Source organism: Humibacter antri, assembly GCF_054777235.1.
Genome location: NZ_BAAHAW010000014.1, coordinates 21462 through 37406 on the forward strand (window position 1 = coordinate 21462; position 15945 = coordinate 37406).

The following is a 15945-nucleotide window of genomic DNA, read 5'->3' on the forward strand; positions in this document are numbered from 1 at the left end:
CGACGAGCTCAACCCGCGATGCTCGCTCGACGCGCGATGCTCGCTCGGCGCGCGATGCTCGCTCGACCCGCGATGCTCGGCCGCTACGCGGCGTTCAGCTTGCCCAGCATGCCCCACACGGCGGGCGTGAGCTCGGGGTGGTCGAGCGCGACGCGGCGCAGAAGCTGATACTCGAAGCGCTCGCGCTCCTGGGGGTCCGCCGACGGGTGGTACGCCCGCGAACGCGCCTCGCCGAGGTCGTGCGCCTCGATCGTGTCATCGCGCAGCGTGAGCACCACCTGCTCGTCGACGGTCGGCAGGTCGGGCAGGAAGTCCCACGGGTCGTCGCCGAGCCGGCAACGGAACTCGATCACGGCGGCGAGCTCGTCGCGCGCCTCCTGGCGCAGCAGTTCGAGGCTCATCGAATGACCGTGATGCGGTGTCATCCGTTGACCCCCTCCCTGCGATCCGCGGCGGTGCTCGCCCCTACACGTCTGGATGATCGACAAGGGTACGACGGTCGTCCGACGTCAGGCGAATCGGCATGCCGCAGTGTTTCGCCTGCATAACGATTGCCCCAGGACTTGCGGGTGGACGGCTGCGAGCGGACGCTGCTGTCGCTCGACGACGGCACAATGAAACGAGTCATCGGAGCGTGGCCGGAGCCACGCACCAGCCCGAAGCGTCCAACCCCCGTCGAGAAAGGCATTCATGTTCGCCGTGCTCGACTGGCTCACAGCGCCCCTGGCGACGCTGGGATCGCAGGCCGTCACGGTGGAAGCCCTGTTCGGCGCTGTGGCCTTCCTCGTGGGGGGAGTCGCCGTCGCCCGCTTCGCCGACCGGGCGTGGCCCGTCGCGGCGGCCGTCTGCGGTGCGTTCGCGCTGCTCGCACTCCTCGAGGTGAGGTTCGTGGATGCCGGCATCCGCCTGGTGCTCGCCGTCCTGTGCGCGTATGGCTGGCGCGCTCGACGCAGCGGCCGGGTGCGGCGCCCGCGATCCGTCTCGGGCCGCGAGGCCGCATACGGAGTCGCGCTGTCGGCCATCGCCACTGTCGTGGTGGCCTATGCGCTCAGCGGCGCGCAGGCATCCGTCGAGCAGGTATCGGCAGACGTGACGGTCGATCAGTCGGGTGCCCTTGCGTGGGGCACGGCGGTCGTGTTCGTCGCGTTGTTCGTGCAGATCGCGGCGCTCGCGCGCGGGCTCATCGCCGGCTGGTGGGCGGGCCTGGTGAGCGCTGTTCTGAGCGTCGCGCTCGCCGCAGCGGCGGAATCCTGGGCGACCGTCGCGGTGTCGATGGCGGCGGCTGTCGTCTGTGTCTACGGGTGGGCGTGCTGGCGACGGCACGTGGCGGCCGATGCGGCTGACGAGCACGTCAAGGACGAGGTCGACGAAGACGTCATCGCCTGACGCTCGACTTGATCGCACTCGAGGTTCGCGTTCCTCCGGTTCTCGCTCATCGGGGTCGCGCTCGAGGTCGCGCCGGCACAATGGCTGGCGCAATCGGAGCAGAAGTGTGGCCCCCGTGCGAAGATGACCGGCACCGACTCCCACTGAGAGGATCCCATTCCTCACGATCCAAGGAGGGCCATGCGCTATCGCACCCTCGGCCGCAGCGGAACGGCCGTCACCGACCTCGCCCTCGGCACCATGACGTTCGGTCACGAGGCGAGTGAGGAGGCATCCCACGCCATACTCGACGCCTATGTCGGAGCCGGCGGCAACTTCATCGACACCGCGGATGTCTACACCCACGGCGTCTCCGAGCAGATCGTCGGCAGCTGGCTGGCAGCGCATCCCACGGACGCCGAGCAGCTGGTGATCGCCACGAAGGGCCGCTTCCCGACGGGCGAAGGCGCCAATGACCTCGGGCTCTCGCGCCGCCACCTCTCACGTGCGCTCGACGCCTCGCTGAAGCGGCTCGGCGTCGAGACCATCGACCTGTACCAGCTGCACGCATGGGATTCACTGACTCCGATCGACGAGACCCTCCGGCTCCTGAACGACGCGATCGCGGCGGGCAAGATCCTGTACTACGGCTTCTCGAACTTCACCGGCTGGCAGCTCACGAAGGCCGTGCACGTGGCGCGGGCCAACGGTTGGGCCGAACCGGTCACGCTGCAGCCGCAGTACAACCTCATCGTTCGCGGCATCGAGCACGAGATCGTGCCGGCTGCGCTCGATGCCGGAGTCGGACTGCTTCCGTGGTCGCCTCTCGGCGGTGGATGGCTGAGCGGCAAATACCGGCGCGACGTCGCGCCCTCCGGAGCGACGCGGCTCGGCGAGGATCCCGCACGGGGGATGGAGGCGTGGCAGGCGCGCAACGACGACCCGCGCACCTGGCGCATCCTCGAGGTCGTGCAGGAGCTCGCCGACCTGCGCGGCGCATCCCGATCGCAGGTGTCGCTGGCGTGGCTGCTCGCGCAGCCGGCGGTGACAAGCGTGATTCTGGGAGCACGCACGGTCGAGCAGCTGCGTGACAATCTCGGCGCGAGCGATGTCGAACTGACGGATGCGCAGCTCGCCGCACTCGACGAGGCCAGCGCCCCGCGCGTGGAGGACTACCCGTACGGCGTGCCGGGCGGGCGCCAGCGGCACCGCCGCATCGACGGCGGGCGGTAGAGGCGACGCCGGAGCCTCAACGTGCGAAGAACTCGGCGACGGTGGCGAATGCGGCTTTCGGCTCCCACGGCATGTTCGGGTAGGTGGTTCCGTTGCGCGCTTCGAGGACTTTGACGATGCCCAGGCTGGCAAGATCCAGATCGTCTCGGGGATCGCCCTCTGGTCGGTGCGGCAGGTTGTCGAGCGCGAAGAGGAATACGAAGGCGCTGTCCACTCCTTCGCTGTCGAAGATCTCGAGCAGTTCTCCGAGATAACTCGCCTGACCTGCCTCGTCGCGCTCGAGCGCGACGTTCAGACGTACGGGTGCGCCGGTCGCGTCGTTCTCGATGACCTCCATGCTCCGTGGTGCCATGTCGCCGGCACCACGCCAGGTCGCGGTGCCGAATCCGGTGATGGCGACCGGCTTCGGGTGCTGTGCCACGAGGGCGCGCACACCCGAGCGGAAGATGTCGGCGACCGCCGCGGAGCGGATGAGCTCGACCGTCACGATGTCGAACAGATTCCAGTCGACGGCTTCGAACTGGATGGCGGCGTAGGTGACCGGTCCCCGATAACTCTTCCGGATGTTCGTCACGGCATCGGCGAGGAAGGAGTTGAGCCGCCCGCTGACTTCGACGAGGCGCTCTTCTCGCCCTTCTGGCGTGGCCAGCAGGTTGCGAAGCCGTTCATCGACATTGTCTCCGTCGATGAATCCGCGATTCATGACGCTCAGTTCGACGCCGGCGACGAAGACGATCGCTGCGCCTTCCGTGCGGAGCCGCTCTGCTCTGCGCGCGCAGTCGGCGAACAGGGTGAGCATCTGGTCCGTCGTCTGCTCCAGCGGATACGGGGAGAGCCAGATCTCCATCCCGAGTTCGGCAGCGAATCGGGCGGCGATCTCCAAGCGCTCGGGGTCGCCGCCGATGATGTGAACCGCGTTGCAGTTCAGATCGTTGTGGATGATGGCCAGCTCCTCTTCGACACGCAACGGGTCGAAGCGCTCCAGCGAGTTGCTGCCGTTACGGACGAAGCCCGTGTCGTATGTCATGCCCTTTCCCCGCATCGGCTGATGCTCCTTTCGATCGAGTGCGACGGGGGAACTCTAGGCATGAAAGTGCGTGCACGCAAATTTGCGTATGCGCAAGTTTGCCGACGTGCACACGGACTGCAACACTGACGATGTGACCCTGCGCGACGTCGGACTGCGTGAGCAGAAGAAGCGGAACACGCGAGCGGCACTGCAGGAGGCGGCCTTGCGTCTCGCTCTGGAACGAGGACCGGAGAACGTTCGCGTCGACGACATCGCCGAAGCGGCCGGCGTGTCGCGGCGAACGTACAACAACTACTTCTCGAGCCGGGAGCAGGCGATCGTCGCCGCGGTCACGGCCGAGCGCGAACGGCGCACCGTCGAAGCCATCCTCGATCAACCCGAGGGGGTCAGCCTTTCCGAGGCAGTGATCAGTGCGATCGTCGACCAGTACGCCGACACCGGCCGGCACGCGCGGGATGTGCTGTTGATGGTCACGACCAGTCCCGCTCTCCGGGCGTCGTATGCGGACAGCGTCGCCATGAGCGAGCATCCTCTGGCGCACGCACTCATCGAGCGAACGGATGGCATGGACCCGCTGTCCGCGCGCGTACTCGCCGCGAGCATCGGCGCGGCCGCACGGGTCGCTCTCGATGACTGGTTGACGTCAGTCCCCGTCCCGCTCTCCACCAGGGATTTCGTCGTGCCGGCTGGTTCGCTGCCGGATCGGATGAGGGCCGCATTGTCTCCGCTGGCACCGGCCTTGGAGGCTGCGGCAGGGCGCACGAGCGAGCGACCGGGGAGCGAAACCGAGCCGGACGTGCGTGGTTCCGCGCCATCGCGCTCGAGTCGGTCGCGTGTCGGCGGTCGGCGCTAACGTTGCCGCATGTTCCTGCTCGGCGGTCCCGCATCCGGCGATAGCACCGTGGTGCTGAGTCCCAGCGACCTCAGCACTGCGTCGACCTGCGAGTTCGATTTTCTGCGCAGACTCGACGGCAAGCTCGGCTGGGGCCCGGTCGTCCAGCGGCCGTTGGACGCGATGCTGGAGCGCACGTCACGTCTCGGCGACGAGCACGAGCATCGCGTTCTCGACAGGTACCTTCAGCGCTTCGGCGAGGCGGTTGCGGTCTTCGACCGGCCGGAGCACCCGGATGCCGACGGCCTGACCGCCGCCGCCCGCGCGACCGCGGAAGCGTTCCGTGCCGGTGCACCCGTCGTCTATCAGGCGGTCTTCTTCGAGGCGGGCGGTGATGAGGATGGCCCGGACGGCCAGAGGGGCGATGGCGAGAAGACCGCCGGTGGCATCCCGATCGCGTTCGTCGGATACGCGGATTTCATCGTGCGCGAGCCCGACGGCCGGTACACGGTCGAAGACACGAAGCTCGCTCGCCGGGCCAAGGTGACCGCGCTGCTGCAGGTGGCGGCGTACGCGCTGCAGTTGCGCCGGGTCGGCGTCGAGCCTTCCGATGAGGTGCGGCTGCTGCTCGGCGACGGGAGCGTGAGCACCCACAGGCTCGCGGACGTCCTGCCCGTGTATCGCAAGCGCATCGCGCGGCTGCACGACATCGTGCGGCAGCACCTCGCCGACGGGCAGGCGGTGCACTGGGGCGACGAACGGTTCGCCGCCTGCGGCAGGTGCGACACATGTGCGGCCGAGGTGGAGGCGAACCGAGACGTTCTGCTCGTGGCAGGTGTGCGCGTGACGCAGCGTCCGCGATTCGTGGCGGCGGGCATCCGTACCATCGACGAACTGGCGGCGCTTGCCGACGACGTCGAGGTCGAGCGCGTCGCACCTACGGCCGTGGCAGCCGCGCGGGAGCAGGCGAAGCTGCAGCTGGCTGCGCGGGCCGGGGGACCGCCCCCGTTCATCGTCTACAAGCCCGCTGCGCTTGCTGCGCTGCCCGAGCCGGACCCTGGCGACATCTTCTTCGATTTCGAGGGCGATCCGCTGTACACCGAGGGTGTCAACGGCACGAACGCGGGCTCCACGCGTTCCGGAGGTACAGAGCAGTGGGGGATCGACTACCTCTTCGGAGTGCTGCAGACCGACGGAGAGTTCCATCCGTTCTGGGCGCACACGTTCGCCGAGGAACGCGAGGCGCTGATCGCGTTCCTGAGCGATGTGCAGCGACGCAGGGCGGAGCATCCCGGCATGCACATCTACCACTATGCGTCGTACGAGCGCACGCACCTGCTGCAGTTGGCGGCACGGCATGGCGTCGGCGAGGACGCAGTCGACCACCTGTTGCGCGACAACGTGCTCGTAGACCTGTATCCGATGGTGCGCAAGTCGGTACGGGTGGGATCGCGATCGTACTCGATCAAGAAGCTCGAGCCGTTGTACATGGGTGACGAACTGCGTTCAGGCGAGGTGCAGGATGCCGGCACCTCCATCGAGGAGTACGCCACCGCGCGCGCGCTGATGCTCGCGGGCGAGGTCGAAGAGGGACAGCGACGGCTCGATGAGATCGCTGCGTACAACCGCTACGACTGCCTTTCCACGTTGCGTCTGCGGGACTGGCTGCTGGAGCGCGCCGCGGACGCCGGAATCCCGGTCGGTCTGCCGGCCCCCGACGGGCGGGCGCCTGAGCTCGAGCCATCCACGCTGCGCAACGACCTGCTCGTGCTTGCCGGCGAGGCCGTCGTGCCGCACGCGTCAGGGGCTGATGCCACGCGCGAGCGCAGCGCTGACGAGACCGCCGCCGCGTTCGCCGCCGCAACGCTCGACTACCACCGGCGCGAACAGAAGAGCTTCTGGTGGTCGCACTTCGCCCGGCTCGTCGACCCGATCGAGGCGTGGGCGAACACAAGAGACGTGTTCCTCGTAGAACGGGCGAACGTCGAGCGCGACTGGCATCGCGAAGAGGGCCAGCGCGTCGACCACAGGGTGCTGCGCCTCACCGGCCAGTTTGCGCCGGGGAGCACGGCAAAGGCCGGCGGTGACGCCTACTTGCTGTACGAATATCCGGGCCCGTTCAAGGCCACCAGCGGCGATCCCGGAGCGCGCAGCGCGAGGGGCGTTCGCCTGCAGGAGGCCGGCGATGACTGGGTGCTCGTCGACGAGACAAGGGCCGACGATGTGCCCCCGTACCCCGACCTGCCGAGTGCCGTCACACCTGGAGCGCCACCTCGCGCCGGTACGCAGGTGCCGGCGATCGAGTCGTGGTGCCGGTCCATCATCGACGCGCAGCCCGCATGGCCCAGGGACCCGGTGACGGACCTGATGCGAAGGATCGCGCCGCGCACTCGGGGAGCAACCGTCGCGGAGCGCGTGGGCCAGGCATCCGACGACACACTGATCGCCTGGGTGACGAAGACCGTTGCCGACCTCGACGACTCGTTTCTGGCCGTTCAAGGCCCTCCGGGAACAGGCAAGACCTACCTGGGAGCGCACGTCATCGCGTCGCTCGTGCGTGACCACCGGTGGAAGATCGGCGTCGTCGCGCAGTCGCACTCGGTCGTCGAGAACCTGCTCGCGTCCGTCGTGACCACCGCCGGGCTCGACGTCGGGCTGGTGGGAAAGGTGCCGCAGGGCGGCCAGCGTGGCGCGGCGTCGGATGCCGAGCGTCCGTTCACCATCCTGCCGAAGGACGGTCAGCTGCAGTTCGCACTCGATCACGCGGACACCGGGTTCGTGGTGGGCGGTACGGCGTGGGATTTCAGCAATCCGGCACGGATACCGGCACGGAGCCTCGATCTTCTCGTCGTCGACGAGGCCGGGCAATTCTCACTCGCTTCCACCGCGGCATCCGCAGTCGGAGCACGCAACCTGCTTCTTCTCGGCGATCCGCAGCAACTGCCGCAGGTGAGCCAGGGGCTGCATCCCGAACCCGTCGACCAGTCGGCGCTCGGCTGGATCAGCGACGGGCACGACGTGCTGCCCGCCGAACTCGGGTTCTTCCTGCCGCAGACCAGGCGCATGCATCCGGCGCTCGCCGCACGGGTGTCGTCGCTGTCGTACGAGGGCCGGCTGCGTGCGCATCCGGAGTCGGGCTCGCGCCGGCTCGAGGGCGTCGAGCCGGGACTGCATTCGCAACCGATGCTGCACGAAGGCGATTCGACGGAGTCTGCGGCCGAGGCGGCGCGCGTCGTCGAACTCGTCGATCACGTGCTCGGCCGTGTGTGGCGCGACGAGCACGGCGAACGACGGTTGGCTGAAGAGGACGTCATCGTCGTCACGCCGTACAACGCTCAGCTTGCGCTCGTACACGCCGCGCTGACGAATGCCGGGCACGCCGCCGTGCGGGTCGGCACAGTCGACAAGTTCCAGGGTCGCGAAGCCGTCGTCGCGATCGTGTCGCTGGCGGCCTCCTCAGCGGAGTACGCGCCGCGCGGCCTCGGATTCCTGATCATGAAGAATCGGCTTAACGTCGCCATCTCGCGGGCGAAATGGGCGGCGTACCTGATCTACTCGCCGCTCCTCACCGAGCATCTGCCGCACCGGCCGGAAGGAGTGGCCGAGCTGAGCGCGTTCATCACGCTGACCGAGGGGAGCGTCAGCGGAAGTCCATGATCGTGCCGTAGAGCGGATACACGTTCTTCAGCGCGCGCGATTCGGGTGAGATGGCGAGCGTGTCCCCGGCGGAGGAGGCGAAGTCGACGGTTCCGGTCAGCGTCGCCTTCGTGATGACGAACGGCAGACTTGTTCCGGTGAACGCGTCCGTACTGTCGAGCAGACCGAAGTGCAGATGCGGTCCCTGTGAGGGGCCGGTGTTGCCGAGCTTGCCGAGCACCTGCCCGGCCTTCACCTTCTCGCCGACGTGCACCGCGATGCTTCCGGTCTGCAGGTGCCCATAGAAGGCGTACACGCCGTTGCCGACCTTGAGCATGATGCTGTTTCCGCCGAACCCCTCTTTGGTCTCCGGTGCCGAGGAGGTGAAAGGCACGGACTCCGCGATGCCGTCCTGGGTCGCGACGACCGTGCCGTCCGCGACAGCGAGCACGGGAGCGCCGAAGCCGTAGAACTGCTCGTTGGTGCTGCCGGCCCCGTCGTAGATGCGGTCGCCTCTCGCCAGGGCCCAGTCGACGGCGAAGGTCTCCGACGTCGTGAGCTGCAGCCCGCCTGCCGAGAGCCGGAGGTCGCGGTGCACGTTCGGCGAGCAGCAGGCGCTCGTGGCCAGCCACCCCTTCCCAGCGAGCGGGGACTCGATCCGGACCGCGTGGGTACGGTCGACGTCGACCGTCGGGCCCTGCACCGTCGTGTCGTCGACGATCATCGCATCCGGCGCCGCCGGCAGGCTGTAGTCGATGCGGTTGGACACACGGGCGGGCACCGCGGCACCGGACGGCAGCGCCAGATCGACCTCGACGATCACCGCGGCCGATGCGGCGACGACCGGGGACGCTGCGTGAGTGTAGAGCGATTGGGTCGCCGCGGCCAGCGATCGTCCCGTAACGGTGAGGAGGCGGTTGCCCTCGGGACCGCTGACGATCACGTCGGTCAGTGTGACCGGCTCGCCGAACGCGTTGACGACCAGAAGGTCGTACTCCACGTGGTTCCTGCCATCGCTGGCCGGGACGACCTGAGCGGGTTGCACAGGCTGCACCAGAAGCGCGCTCACCCCGTTCGTCGGTGTGGGCTTTCCGCTGAGCGAGGTGCTCGGGGACGACGCCGACGACGATGGACCGGCGGCGACAGCGGTGCAGCCCGCAGTGGCCAATGCGGCGGCCGCCACCGCCGCCAGGATGACCGATCGCCGTCGACTGCGCATGCGCTCATTCTCTCTTCGAAGGCGGTCTACGTTGGCGGAACCGCCAGCATGAACCGAGGATTGTTCACATGTCCTTCCCGGCGTCGACGCGGCCGGCGTTCGCGGCGTTCGCCGCGACGTGCGCGGTGTTGCTGCTCGCAGCCTGCGCATCCGTCCCGCCCGCGTCATCCGCTACGACAACTGCCGCATCCAGCCCGACCGTCGACCGCCTGATCGACATCGACGCTGGCCGGCAGCTGCACCTGAACTGCCGAGGCACCGGATCCCCTGTCGTCGTCTTGACCTCGGGCACCGGCGGCGCCGCCGACGAATGGATGAGCGTCGCCGCGAAAACGGACCCGGCCGCTCCGCCTGCGCCCAGCAGCCGATCGGTGTTCGACACGCTCGCCCGCACCGGCCGCGTCTGCGCATACGACCGGCCCGGAACGACCCTATTGTCCGACGCGATCGCTCCCTCGACGCTCGTGCCGCAGCCGACGACGGCTGCACAGGGCGTGGCGGATCTCGACGCGCTGCTGCGCGCCGCGCACCAACCAGGCCCTTTTGTCCTGGTCGGCGCCTCGTGGGGCGGCATGATCGCGCAGCTGTTCGCCCGAGCCCGCCCGAACGAGATCCGCGGCATCGTGCTGGTGGATGCGGCATCCGCGTATCTGAAGAATGCCCTCACGGCACGGCAATGGACCGGCTGGATGACGACCATCGCCGCGGCCCACGCTGCGGCGCCGAACCTCGAATCACCGGACTACGACACGAGCGTCGCGGAGCTGCAGGCAGCCCGCGCGATGCCGCACATCGCGGCCGCCGTGCCCTCATCCGATCGCCCGTGGGATCTCCGCGTCACGCCAGGCGCGTCGACCTGGCCGGCGTGGTTGGAGGCGCAGCGGCGATTGGCGTCGTCGCTTCACGCAGTGCACATCAGCGACACGAACAGCGGCCACGGTATCGCGGTCGAGCAGCCTGCGCTCGTCGCATCGGCCGTCCGCAGGGTGATCGCGCAATCCCGATAGTCGCGTTGCGCCCACCATCGCTTGCCGGGCTCGCTACCTCTGCTGCGAATGCTCCCTAGCGGCTCGCCGCGCCGCGCGCCGCCTGCCGATCGAGACGCCGATCATGATGGCGCCGATGGCGACGATGGCGGCGAGTACCAAGCCGGAGGTCTGCAGCCAGCCGACGCCGTTGGTCGGCAGTCCGGTGCTCACGGCCGTGGCGATCTGGTAGCCGAAGCCTGCTGCGATGCCGAGCACGACGAGCGCGATGCCGACCGGAAGGAGCGCTTTCACGGCATCTACTCGCCGCAGCTGACCGAGCATCTGTCGCATCGACCTGAGGGCGTGGCCGAAATCAGCGCGTTCGTCTCGCTGGTGGAAGGGGAGTCGCGCTCATCGAGCGCGCAACCCGACGGACCGCGAGGTCGTGGGCTGAACGATCAGGAGGCGTTTCGTCGCACGGGTCTGGGCGACGTAGAGGTCGCGTAGTCCCGCGTCGCCAGCGGCCCTGACTCCGGCAGCGTCGACGATGATCACGGTGTCGAACTCCAGGCCGCGCGCTTCCGGCGCAGCGATGACGACGGCCTCGGCAAGCCGAGTCTCTGCCACGAGGGCGAGCGAACGCTCGGTCGAGGCGACAACACCGATCAGTTCGCCCGGGTACTCCTGCACGATCGCGTCGATCAGTTCGTTCAGGCGAGCGATGACGGCCTCCTCGCTCACTGTGATGGTGCTCGGCTCCTCGCCGTGCCTGATGGATCGGGAGAGCTGCTGGTCGGGGGCTATCACGGCCAGCAGGGGTTCGCTCGCCTTGAGGATCTCGCTGGTGGTGCGGTAGTTGACCGTGAGCCGGTGGTGCACGAAACGTTCGCCGACAAACGGATTCAGTGCCTGGGCCCACGTGCCGATGGTCGTCGTGGGCCCCGATTGTGCGAGGTCGCCGACGATCGTCATGGACCTGCCCGGTGAGCGTCGCATCAGCATCCGCCATTGCATCTCGGTGAGCTGCTGAGCCTCGTCGACGACGATATGCCCGTACATCGTGTCGGGGAGCCCGTCGACGATGGCGCGGGCTTCGTCGACGAGGGCGAGGTCGCCGTCGCTCCAGCCTTCGCCGTCGCAGCTCAGAAGCGCGAGGTCGGTTTCGGCTGCATCGGGCAGGAGAGCTGCGAGCATGTCCAGATCTGCCAGGAAGGCACGGACGACGTGCTCGGCATCGAGGCGAGGCCACACGCGCGAGATGGCGCGATCGATGGCAGGGTCGCCGAGCAGGTCGTCTCGGATGCTCTCCCAGTCGATCTCCAGCGCGCTACCGGTGCTCTCGGCTTCGCCTGGTGCTTCGTCTGGGTGTTCGAAGGACGTGAGCCGGTCGAGATCGACGCCCAGAAGCGCTTCCAGTTCTTCCTCGAAGTCGGAGAGATCTTTCGTGGTGCGGCGCTCCAACTCGTTTACGAGTTCGTCGACAATGTACTCGGTGAAGCGCTCGCGGGCACGGTTGTGTCCCACCTCACCCTGCAGCGCCCGGCGCCGAGCAGCGTCGACCACCGTCGGCTCGAGCACCACCGCGCCATCCGCGGTCTCGAACTCGAGCGGCACGCCATGAGGCTGGTGCTGCTGCACCCGGCGCAGAAGGCCCTCGGCGAGGACCGCGCGCCCCTTGATGCGTGCGACCGAGTCGGGCTCGTCTCGCCGGGCTTCGGACCCGACGACGTCGGATTGGGTCGAAAGTCGCACGTCGTTCTCGCCGAGCGAGGGCAGAACGTTGGAGATGTAGTCGAGGAATCGACGGTTCGGCCCGAAGACGAGCACACCGCGGTCGGCGATCGAAGGGAAGGCGTACAGCACGTATGCCGCACGGTGCAGAGCCACGATCGTCTTGCCCGTGCCGGGCCCACCGTCGACCACCATCACCCCGCGGTACGGTGACCGGACGATCTCGTCCTGCTCGGCCTGAAGCGTGGCCGCGGCTTCGTGCATCCGACCCGTTCGTGCCGTGCTCAGCGCGGAGATCAGCGGGTCATCGCCGACGAGGTCCTCACTCGTCGGCGAGGTGCCGTCGAGGATCTCGTCGCTGATATCCACCACGACGCGTCGGTCCAGGCGCAGATGCCGGCGGCGTCGCACGCCCATTGGAGACGCCATCGTCGCCGAATAGAACGGCCGTGCGGCCTCGGCGCGCCAATCGATCAGCAGCAGTTCTCCGGCCTCCGTGCGCAGGCCGATCCGGCCGATGCGCAGTGACCGGCCGCGATCGAACTCGTCGATCCGGCCGAAACACAGGGAATGCTCCGCAGCGCGCAGCCGGCGGATGTCGTCCGTCAGCTGCGCGACCTCGGCATCCTTGGCGAACCGGTCGGTTGGGTCGTCGATGGGCGAGCGCAACGCCCGATCTCGTGCGGAGAGCTTCAGGCTCACTTCCGCGTCGAGACGCCGGTACGTCGCATCCAGTGAATCCTGCTCGTGCTTGATCTGGCTTGCTCTGGCGGTCTGCTCGTTCATACCCTCGTCTTTCCTCGGCCGACGTCCACTATGGGGAGTCGATCCGGCAAAGACAACGTTGATCTTCGGAGCAGAGTGTGGCCTCGTGCAGGCGCGTACGGGCACGGGAGTCGGTGTTCGGCCGCACCGATTGCCGAGGGGCTTACCTTTGCGGCGAGCGCTCCCGCTCGGCACGCCGGGCGGCACGACGCTTGCCGATCGAGACGCCGATCATGATGGCGCCGATGGCGGCGAGCACGAAGCCGGAGGTCTGGAGCCAGCCGATCCCGCCGGTCGGAAGCCCGGTCGAAACGGCGATCGCGATCTGGTACCCGAAGCCGGCCGCGATGCCGAGCACGACGAGCACGATGCCGACCGGAAGGAGCGCTTTCACGGCTGACAGCCTACGAGGTCTGCCAGAGAGGTCGATCAGAGAGGTCGATCAGGTCGGGGCCGGTCAGAGCAAGCTCGGTCGCAGCGGGGCCGGGCACGGTGCCCGATTCCGGCCGCTATGCCGCCGCTGCAGGCAGCGCGGTCTCGATCGCGGCGATCACCTCGGGCGCGTTCGGCACGGTACGCGGCCGGAAGCGCTGCACCGAACCGTCCGGCGCGACCAGGAACTTCTCGAAGTTCCACTGCACCCGACCGGCCTTGCCAGAGGCATCCGGTGTCTTCTTCAGCTCCTGATAGAGCGGATGCGCCGACCTGCCGTTCACCTTCACGCGCTCGAACATCGGGAATGTCACGCCCCACGTGGTGGAGCAGTACGCCTTGATGGCGTCTTCGCTGCCGAGCTCCTGGAGGAACTGGTTGCTCGGGAAGCCGAGCACGGTGAATCCGCGGTCGCCGTACGTCTTCTGCAACTCCTCGAGCTGCTCGTACTGCGGCGCCAACCCGCAGCGGGAGGCGACGTTGACGACGAGCAGGGCTTTGCCGTCGAAAGCGCGCAACGATGTGGGCACGCCGTCGATGGCGGTTAGCGGAAGATCCCGGACGGACTCGGAAATGGCGGTCATGGTGGCAGCGTAGATCCGCCGCCGCGCTTCGGGGTCGAAACGCCGCTTGTCGCTACGCGTAGTACGCACGGCCGGCTCGGCACGCTCCACCGCGCGTGGCAGCATGAACCCATGGCATCGGGCTACATCGACGACTTCATCGCCTTCATTCAGGCATCTCCCTCCTCGTACCATGCAGCAGCGGAGGTCGCTCGACGCCTGGAGGCAGTGGGCTTCGCGAGGGTCGAGGAGACGGATGCCTGGCCGGCTCCAGAAATCTCCGCGGGTGGTTCCGCGCAGCGCGGCGTGTTGGTCCGCGACGGCGCGGTGGTGGCGTGGGCTGCACCCGCAAACGCCGATCCGACGACTCCGTTCCGCATCGTGGGGGCGCACACCGATTCGCCCGGCTTCAAGCTCAAGCCGAGGCCGACGACCGGTGCTGCCGGATGGCTGCAGGCCGGCGTCGAGGTGTACGGCGGTCCGCTGCTGAACTCGTGGCTGGACCGCGAGCTCGAACTCGCCGGCCGCGTCGTCACTGCCGACGGCGTGGAGCACCTGGTGCGCTCAGGTCCGATGCTGCGCATTCCGCAGCTGGCGATCCACCTCGACCGCGGCGTCAACAATGACGGCCTCGTGGTCGAGAAGCAGCGGGGCACCCAGCCGGTGTGGGGCGTCGGCGAGCCGCTGAGCGAGGATCTTCTCGCTCAGGTGGTGGCGGGAAGCGGTGTCGAGGCATCCGACATCGCCGGCTACGACCTCGTCACTATCGACTCGCAGCCGCCGCGCACGTTCGGCCTGGACGGCAGCCTGTTCGCCTCACCCAGACTCGACAACCTCAGCTCGGTGTTCGCGGGGGTGCACGGGCTGCTGCAGGCTGCAGGCGATGGAGCCGAGCCGGCATCCGGGCACATCAGCGTGCTCGTCGCGTTCGACCACGAAGAGCTCGGCTCCGAGACGCGCTCGGGTGCGAGCGGGCCGATCCTGCACGATGTGCTCTCGCGCATCTCGCGGTCGCTCGGCGCGGGCGAGGACGAGCGGGCACGCGCGTACGCGGCGTCGTGGTGCGTGTCTGCGGATGCCGGTCACGCGGTGCACCCGAACCATCCCGAGAAGCACGATCCGGTGAATCGCCCGATCGCCGGCGGTGGCCCGCTGCTGAAGATCAACGCCAATCAGCGGTACGCGACGGATGCCCATGGTGCGGCGCTGTGGGCACGTCTGTGCGCCGCGGCCGGGGTTCCGTACCAGGAGTTCGTGTCGAACAACTCGGTGCCGTGCGGCTCGACCATCGGCCCGCTCACGGCCACGCGATTGGGCATCCGCACCGTGGACGTCGGTGTGCCCCTGTTGTCGATGCACTCCGCCCGTGAGCTGTGCCACGTTGACGATCCACGATGGCTCGCCGGCGCACTCGGTGCGTTCTTCGCCGGCGCGTAGTCGGCCGCCTCGCCGGTGGCGCGTAGTCGCCCCGCCTCACCGAATCTGGAAACGTGCGTCGCCTTCGGGCGATTCCTCGGTGACGTCGACCGACGACACCGATGCCCACGCCGGGCCGCTCCTGCACCAGTCGACCGCCGCATCGACGTCATCGCGACCGCCTTCGAACACCGCTTCCACAGCGGCGACCGGCAGGTTGCGTACCCAGCCGGTGAGGCCGCATGCGCGGGCCATCTCGGCGCAGGAGTAGCGGAAGCCGACGCCTTGCACGCGGCCGTGGATCACCACGTGCACCCGGGTGATGTCGGGCATCCGCTGCCTCCTTCGATGCGGGCGAAACCTCGTCTTGGCGCTGATCCGGCATCGCCTTAAGACCCGTTGCCGGATCGTCCTCGAAAGATAGGGCATCCGCCCGATTCGGGGTGCCTACCTTAGTCGCGAGCATCGTCTTAGACAACGACGAGAAGGACGAAGACGATGTACAACGAGGCCTTGATGAACGCCGTGAACGCCGACCGTGAGCGTCTCTACGCCGAACTCGACCGGGTGCGCAGGCAGCGGGAGATCGAGGCGGACCGGGCGGCCGAGACGGATGCCGAACTCGGCGATTCCCCACGCGGATCGCGACGTTCGCGCCGTCATGGCGCGGTCGGCGCGGCGCCCGTTCGGCACCTTGCGGCGCGGTGACGCAGCCCACGTGCGACCGCGGCTGAGTCTGTCAGTGGCCAGTGGCA

General features: G+C 68.2%; 15 protein-coding genes. 7 read left to right on the forward strand and 8 right to left on the reverse strand.

Annotation, left to right across the window (positions count from 1 at the left end; translation table 11 throughout):
- Positions 1-83: 83 nt before the first annotated feature.
- Positions 84-401, reverse strand: coding sequence for a hypothetical protein (locus ACYVDK_RS05610; RefSeq protein WP_460519179.1), 318 nt, complete (start codon positions 399-401; stop codon positions 84-86).
- A 289-nt stretch (positions 402-690) separates the two neighbouring features.
- Here ACYVDK_RS05610 and ACYVDK_RS05615 point away from each other — a divergent pair, with 289 nt between their 5' ends.
- Both ACYVDK_RS05615 and ACYVDK_RS05620 read left to right on the forward strand, forming a co-directional pair.
- Entirely contained in the window at positions 691-1386 is a 696-nt protein-coding gene (locus ACYVDK_RS05615) for a nicotinamide mononucleotide transporter (RefSeq protein WP_460519181.1), read from the forward strand.
- A 180-nt stretch (positions 1387-1566) separates the two neighbouring features.
- Positions 1567-2598 (forward strand): aldo/keto reductase, encoded by a 1032-nt coding sequence (locus ACYVDK_RS05620; RefSeq protein ID WP_460519183.1) that lies wholly within the window; start codon positions 1567-1569, stop codon positions 2596-2598.
- Positions 2599-2614: 16 nt separating this feature from the next.
- Here ACYVDK_RS05620 and ACYVDK_RS05625 read toward each other — a convergent pair whose 3' ends face one another.
- Positions 2615-3625 carry a hypothetical protein gene (locus ACYVDK_RS05625; RefSeq protein ID WP_460519186.1) on the reverse strand — a complete coding sequence of 337 codons (1011 nt, stop codon included), beginning with the start codon at positions 3623-3625 and terminating at the stop codon, positions 2615-2617.
- A 133-nt stretch (positions 3626-3758) separates the two neighbouring features.
- On the opposite strand from ACYVDK_RS05625, the gene ACYVDK_RS05630 reads away from it, so the two are divergent.
- Together ACYVDK_RS05630 and ACYVDK_RS05635 are read left to right on the forward strand one after the other, a co-directional pair.
- A complete protein-coding gene (locus ACYVDK_RS05630) occupies positions 3759-4481 on the forward strand; it encodes a TetR/AcrR family transcriptional regulator (RefSeq protein ID WP_460519189.1) in 723 nt (240 codons plus the stop codon).
- A 9-nt stretch (positions 4482-4490) separates the two neighbouring features.
- Positions 4491-8117 (forward strand): TM0106 family RecB-like putative nuclease, encoded by a 3627-nt coding sequence (locus ACYVDK_RS05635; protein ID WP_460519192.1) that lies wholly within the window; start codon positions 4491-4493, stop codon positions 8115-8117.
- On the opposite strand, the gene ACYVDK_RS05640 is transcribed toward ACYVDK_RS05635, so the two are convergent.
- Positions 8101-9315: a M23 family metallopeptidase gene (locus ACYVDK_RS05640; protein ID WP_460519194.1), complete on the reverse strand. Its 1215-nt coding sequence runs from the start codon at positions 9313-9315 to the stop codon at positions 8101-8103. The genes ACYVDK_RS05635 and ACYVDK_RS05640 overlap by 17 nt on opposite strands.
- A 68-nt stretch (positions 9316-9383) precedes the next feature.
- Here ACYVDK_RS05640 and ACYVDK_RS05645 point away from each other — a divergent pair, with 68 nt between their 5' ends.
- Positions 9384-10322 carry an alpha/beta fold hydrolase gene (locus ACYVDK_RS05645; RefSeq protein ID WP_460519197.1) on the forward strand — a complete coding sequence of 313 codons (939 nt, stop codon included), beginning with the start codon at positions 9384-9386 and terminating at the stop codon, positions 10320-10322.
- Between the two features lie 33 nt (positions 10323-10355).
- Here ACYVDK_RS05645 and ACYVDK_RS05650 read toward each other — a convergent pair whose 3' ends face one another.
- The 4 genes from ACYVDK_RS05650 to ACYVDK_RS05665 all read right to left on the reverse strand — a co-directional run bounded on the left by ACYVDK_RS05650 (position 10356) and on the right by ACYVDK_RS05665 (position 13795).
- A complete protein-coding gene (locus ACYVDK_RS05650; RefSeq protein WP_460519200.1) occupies positions 10356-10634 on the reverse strand; it encodes a hypothetical protein in 279 nt (92 codons plus the stop codon).
- Positions 10635-10694: 60 nt separating this feature from the next.
- Positions 10695-12800, reverse strand: a complete 2106-nt coding sequence (locus ACYVDK_RS05655; RefSeq protein WP_460519203.1) for a HelD family protein — start codon at positions 12798-12800, stop codon at positions 10695-10697.
- A gap of 142 nt (positions 12801-12942) precedes the next feature.
- Positions 12943-13173, reverse strand: coding sequence for a hypothetical protein (locus tag ACYVDK_RS05660; RefSeq protein ID WP_460519205.1), 231 nt, complete (start codon positions 13171-13173; stop codon positions 12943-12945).
- A gap of 115 nt (positions 13174-13288) precedes the next feature.
- Positions 13289-13795: a glutathione peroxidase gene (locus ACYVDK_RS05665; protein ID WP_460519208.1), complete on the reverse strand. Its 507-nt coding sequence runs from the start codon at positions 13793-13795 to the stop codon at positions 13289-13291.
- Positions 13796-13906: 111 nt separating this feature from the next.
- On the opposite strand from ACYVDK_RS05665, the gene ACYVDK_RS05670 reads away from it, so the two are divergent.
- Positions 13907-15211 (forward strand): M18 family aminopeptidase, encoded by a 1305-nt coding sequence (locus ACYVDK_RS05670; RefSeq protein WP_460519211.1) that lies wholly within the window; start codon positions 13907-13909, stop codon positions 15209-15211.
- Positions 15212-15247: 36 nt separating this feature from the next.
- Here ACYVDK_RS05670 and ACYVDK_RS05675 read toward each other — a convergent pair whose 3' ends face one another.
- Entirely contained in the window at positions 15248-15523 is a 276-nt protein-coding gene (locus ACYVDK_RS05675) for an acylphosphatase (RefSeq protein WP_460519213.1), read from the reverse strand.
- A 165-nt stretch (positions 15524-15688) separates the two neighbouring features.
- On the opposite strand from ACYVDK_RS05675, the gene ACYVDK_RS05680 reads away from it, so the two are divergent.
- Positions 15689-15898, forward strand: a complete 210-nt coding sequence (locus ACYVDK_RS05680) for a hypothetical protein (RefSeq protein WP_460519215.1) — start codon at positions 15689-15691, stop codon at positions 15896-15898.
- Positions 15899-15945 lie beyond the last annotated feature (47 nt).

Excerpts from the sequence above, each read along its gene's own strand:
- ACYVDK_RS05610 (WP_460519179.1), bottom strand. The coding sequence starts at position 401 with ATGAGCCTCGAACTGCTGCGCCAGGAGGCGCGCGACGAGCTCGCCGCC.
- ACYVDK_RS05615 (WP_460519181.1), top strand. The coding sequence starts at position 691 with ATGTTCGCCGTGCTCGACTGGCTCACAGCGCCCCTGGCGACGCTGGGA.
- ACYVDK_RS05620 (WP_460519183.1), top strand. The coding sequence starts at position 1,567 with ATGCGCTATCGCACCCTCGGCCGCAGCGGAACGGCCGTCACCGACCTC.
- ACYVDK_RS05625 (WP_460519186.1), bottom strand. The coding sequence starts at position 3,625 with ATGACATACGACACGGGCTTCGTCCGTAACGGCAGCAACTCGCTGGAG.
- ACYVDK_RS05635 (WP_460519192.1), top strand. The coding sequence starts at position 4,491 with ATGTTCCTGCTCGGCGGTCCCGCATCCGGCGATAGCACCGTGGTGCTG.
- ACYVDK_RS05640 (WP_460519194.1), bottom strand. The coding sequence starts at position 9,315 with ATGCGCAGTCGACGGCGATCGGTCATCCTGGCGGCGGTGGCGGCCGCC.
- ACYVDK_RS05645 (WP_460519197.1), top strand. The coding sequence starts at position 9,384 with ATGTCCTTCCCGGCGTCGACGCGGCCGGCGTTCGCGGCGTTCGCCGCG.
- ACYVDK_RS05650 (WP_460519200.1), bottom strand. The coding sequence starts at position 10,634 with ATGCGACAGATGCTCGGTCAGCTGCGGCGAGTAGATGCCGTGAAAGCG.
- ACYVDK_RS05655 (WP_460519203.1), bottom strand. The coding sequence starts at position 12,800 with ATGAACGAGCAGACCGCCAGAGCAAGCCAGATCAAGCACGAGCAGGAT.
- ACYVDK_RS05665 (WP_460519208.1), bottom strand. The coding sequence starts at position 13,795 with ATGACCGCCATTTCCGAGTCCGTCCGGGATCTTCCGCTAACCGCCATC.
- ACYVDK_RS05670 (WP_460519211.1), top strand. The coding sequence starts at position 13,907 with ATGGCATCGGGCTACATCGACGACTTCATCGCCTTCATTCAGGCATCT.
- ACYVDK_RS05675 (WP_460519213.1), bottom strand. The coding sequence starts at position 15,523 with ATGCCCGACATCACCCGGGTGCACGTGGTGATCCACGGCCGCGTGCAA.
- ACYVDK_RS05680 (WP_460519215.1), top strand. The coding sequence starts at position 15,689 with ATGTACAACGAGGCCTTGATGAACGCCGTGAACGCCGACCGTGAGCGT.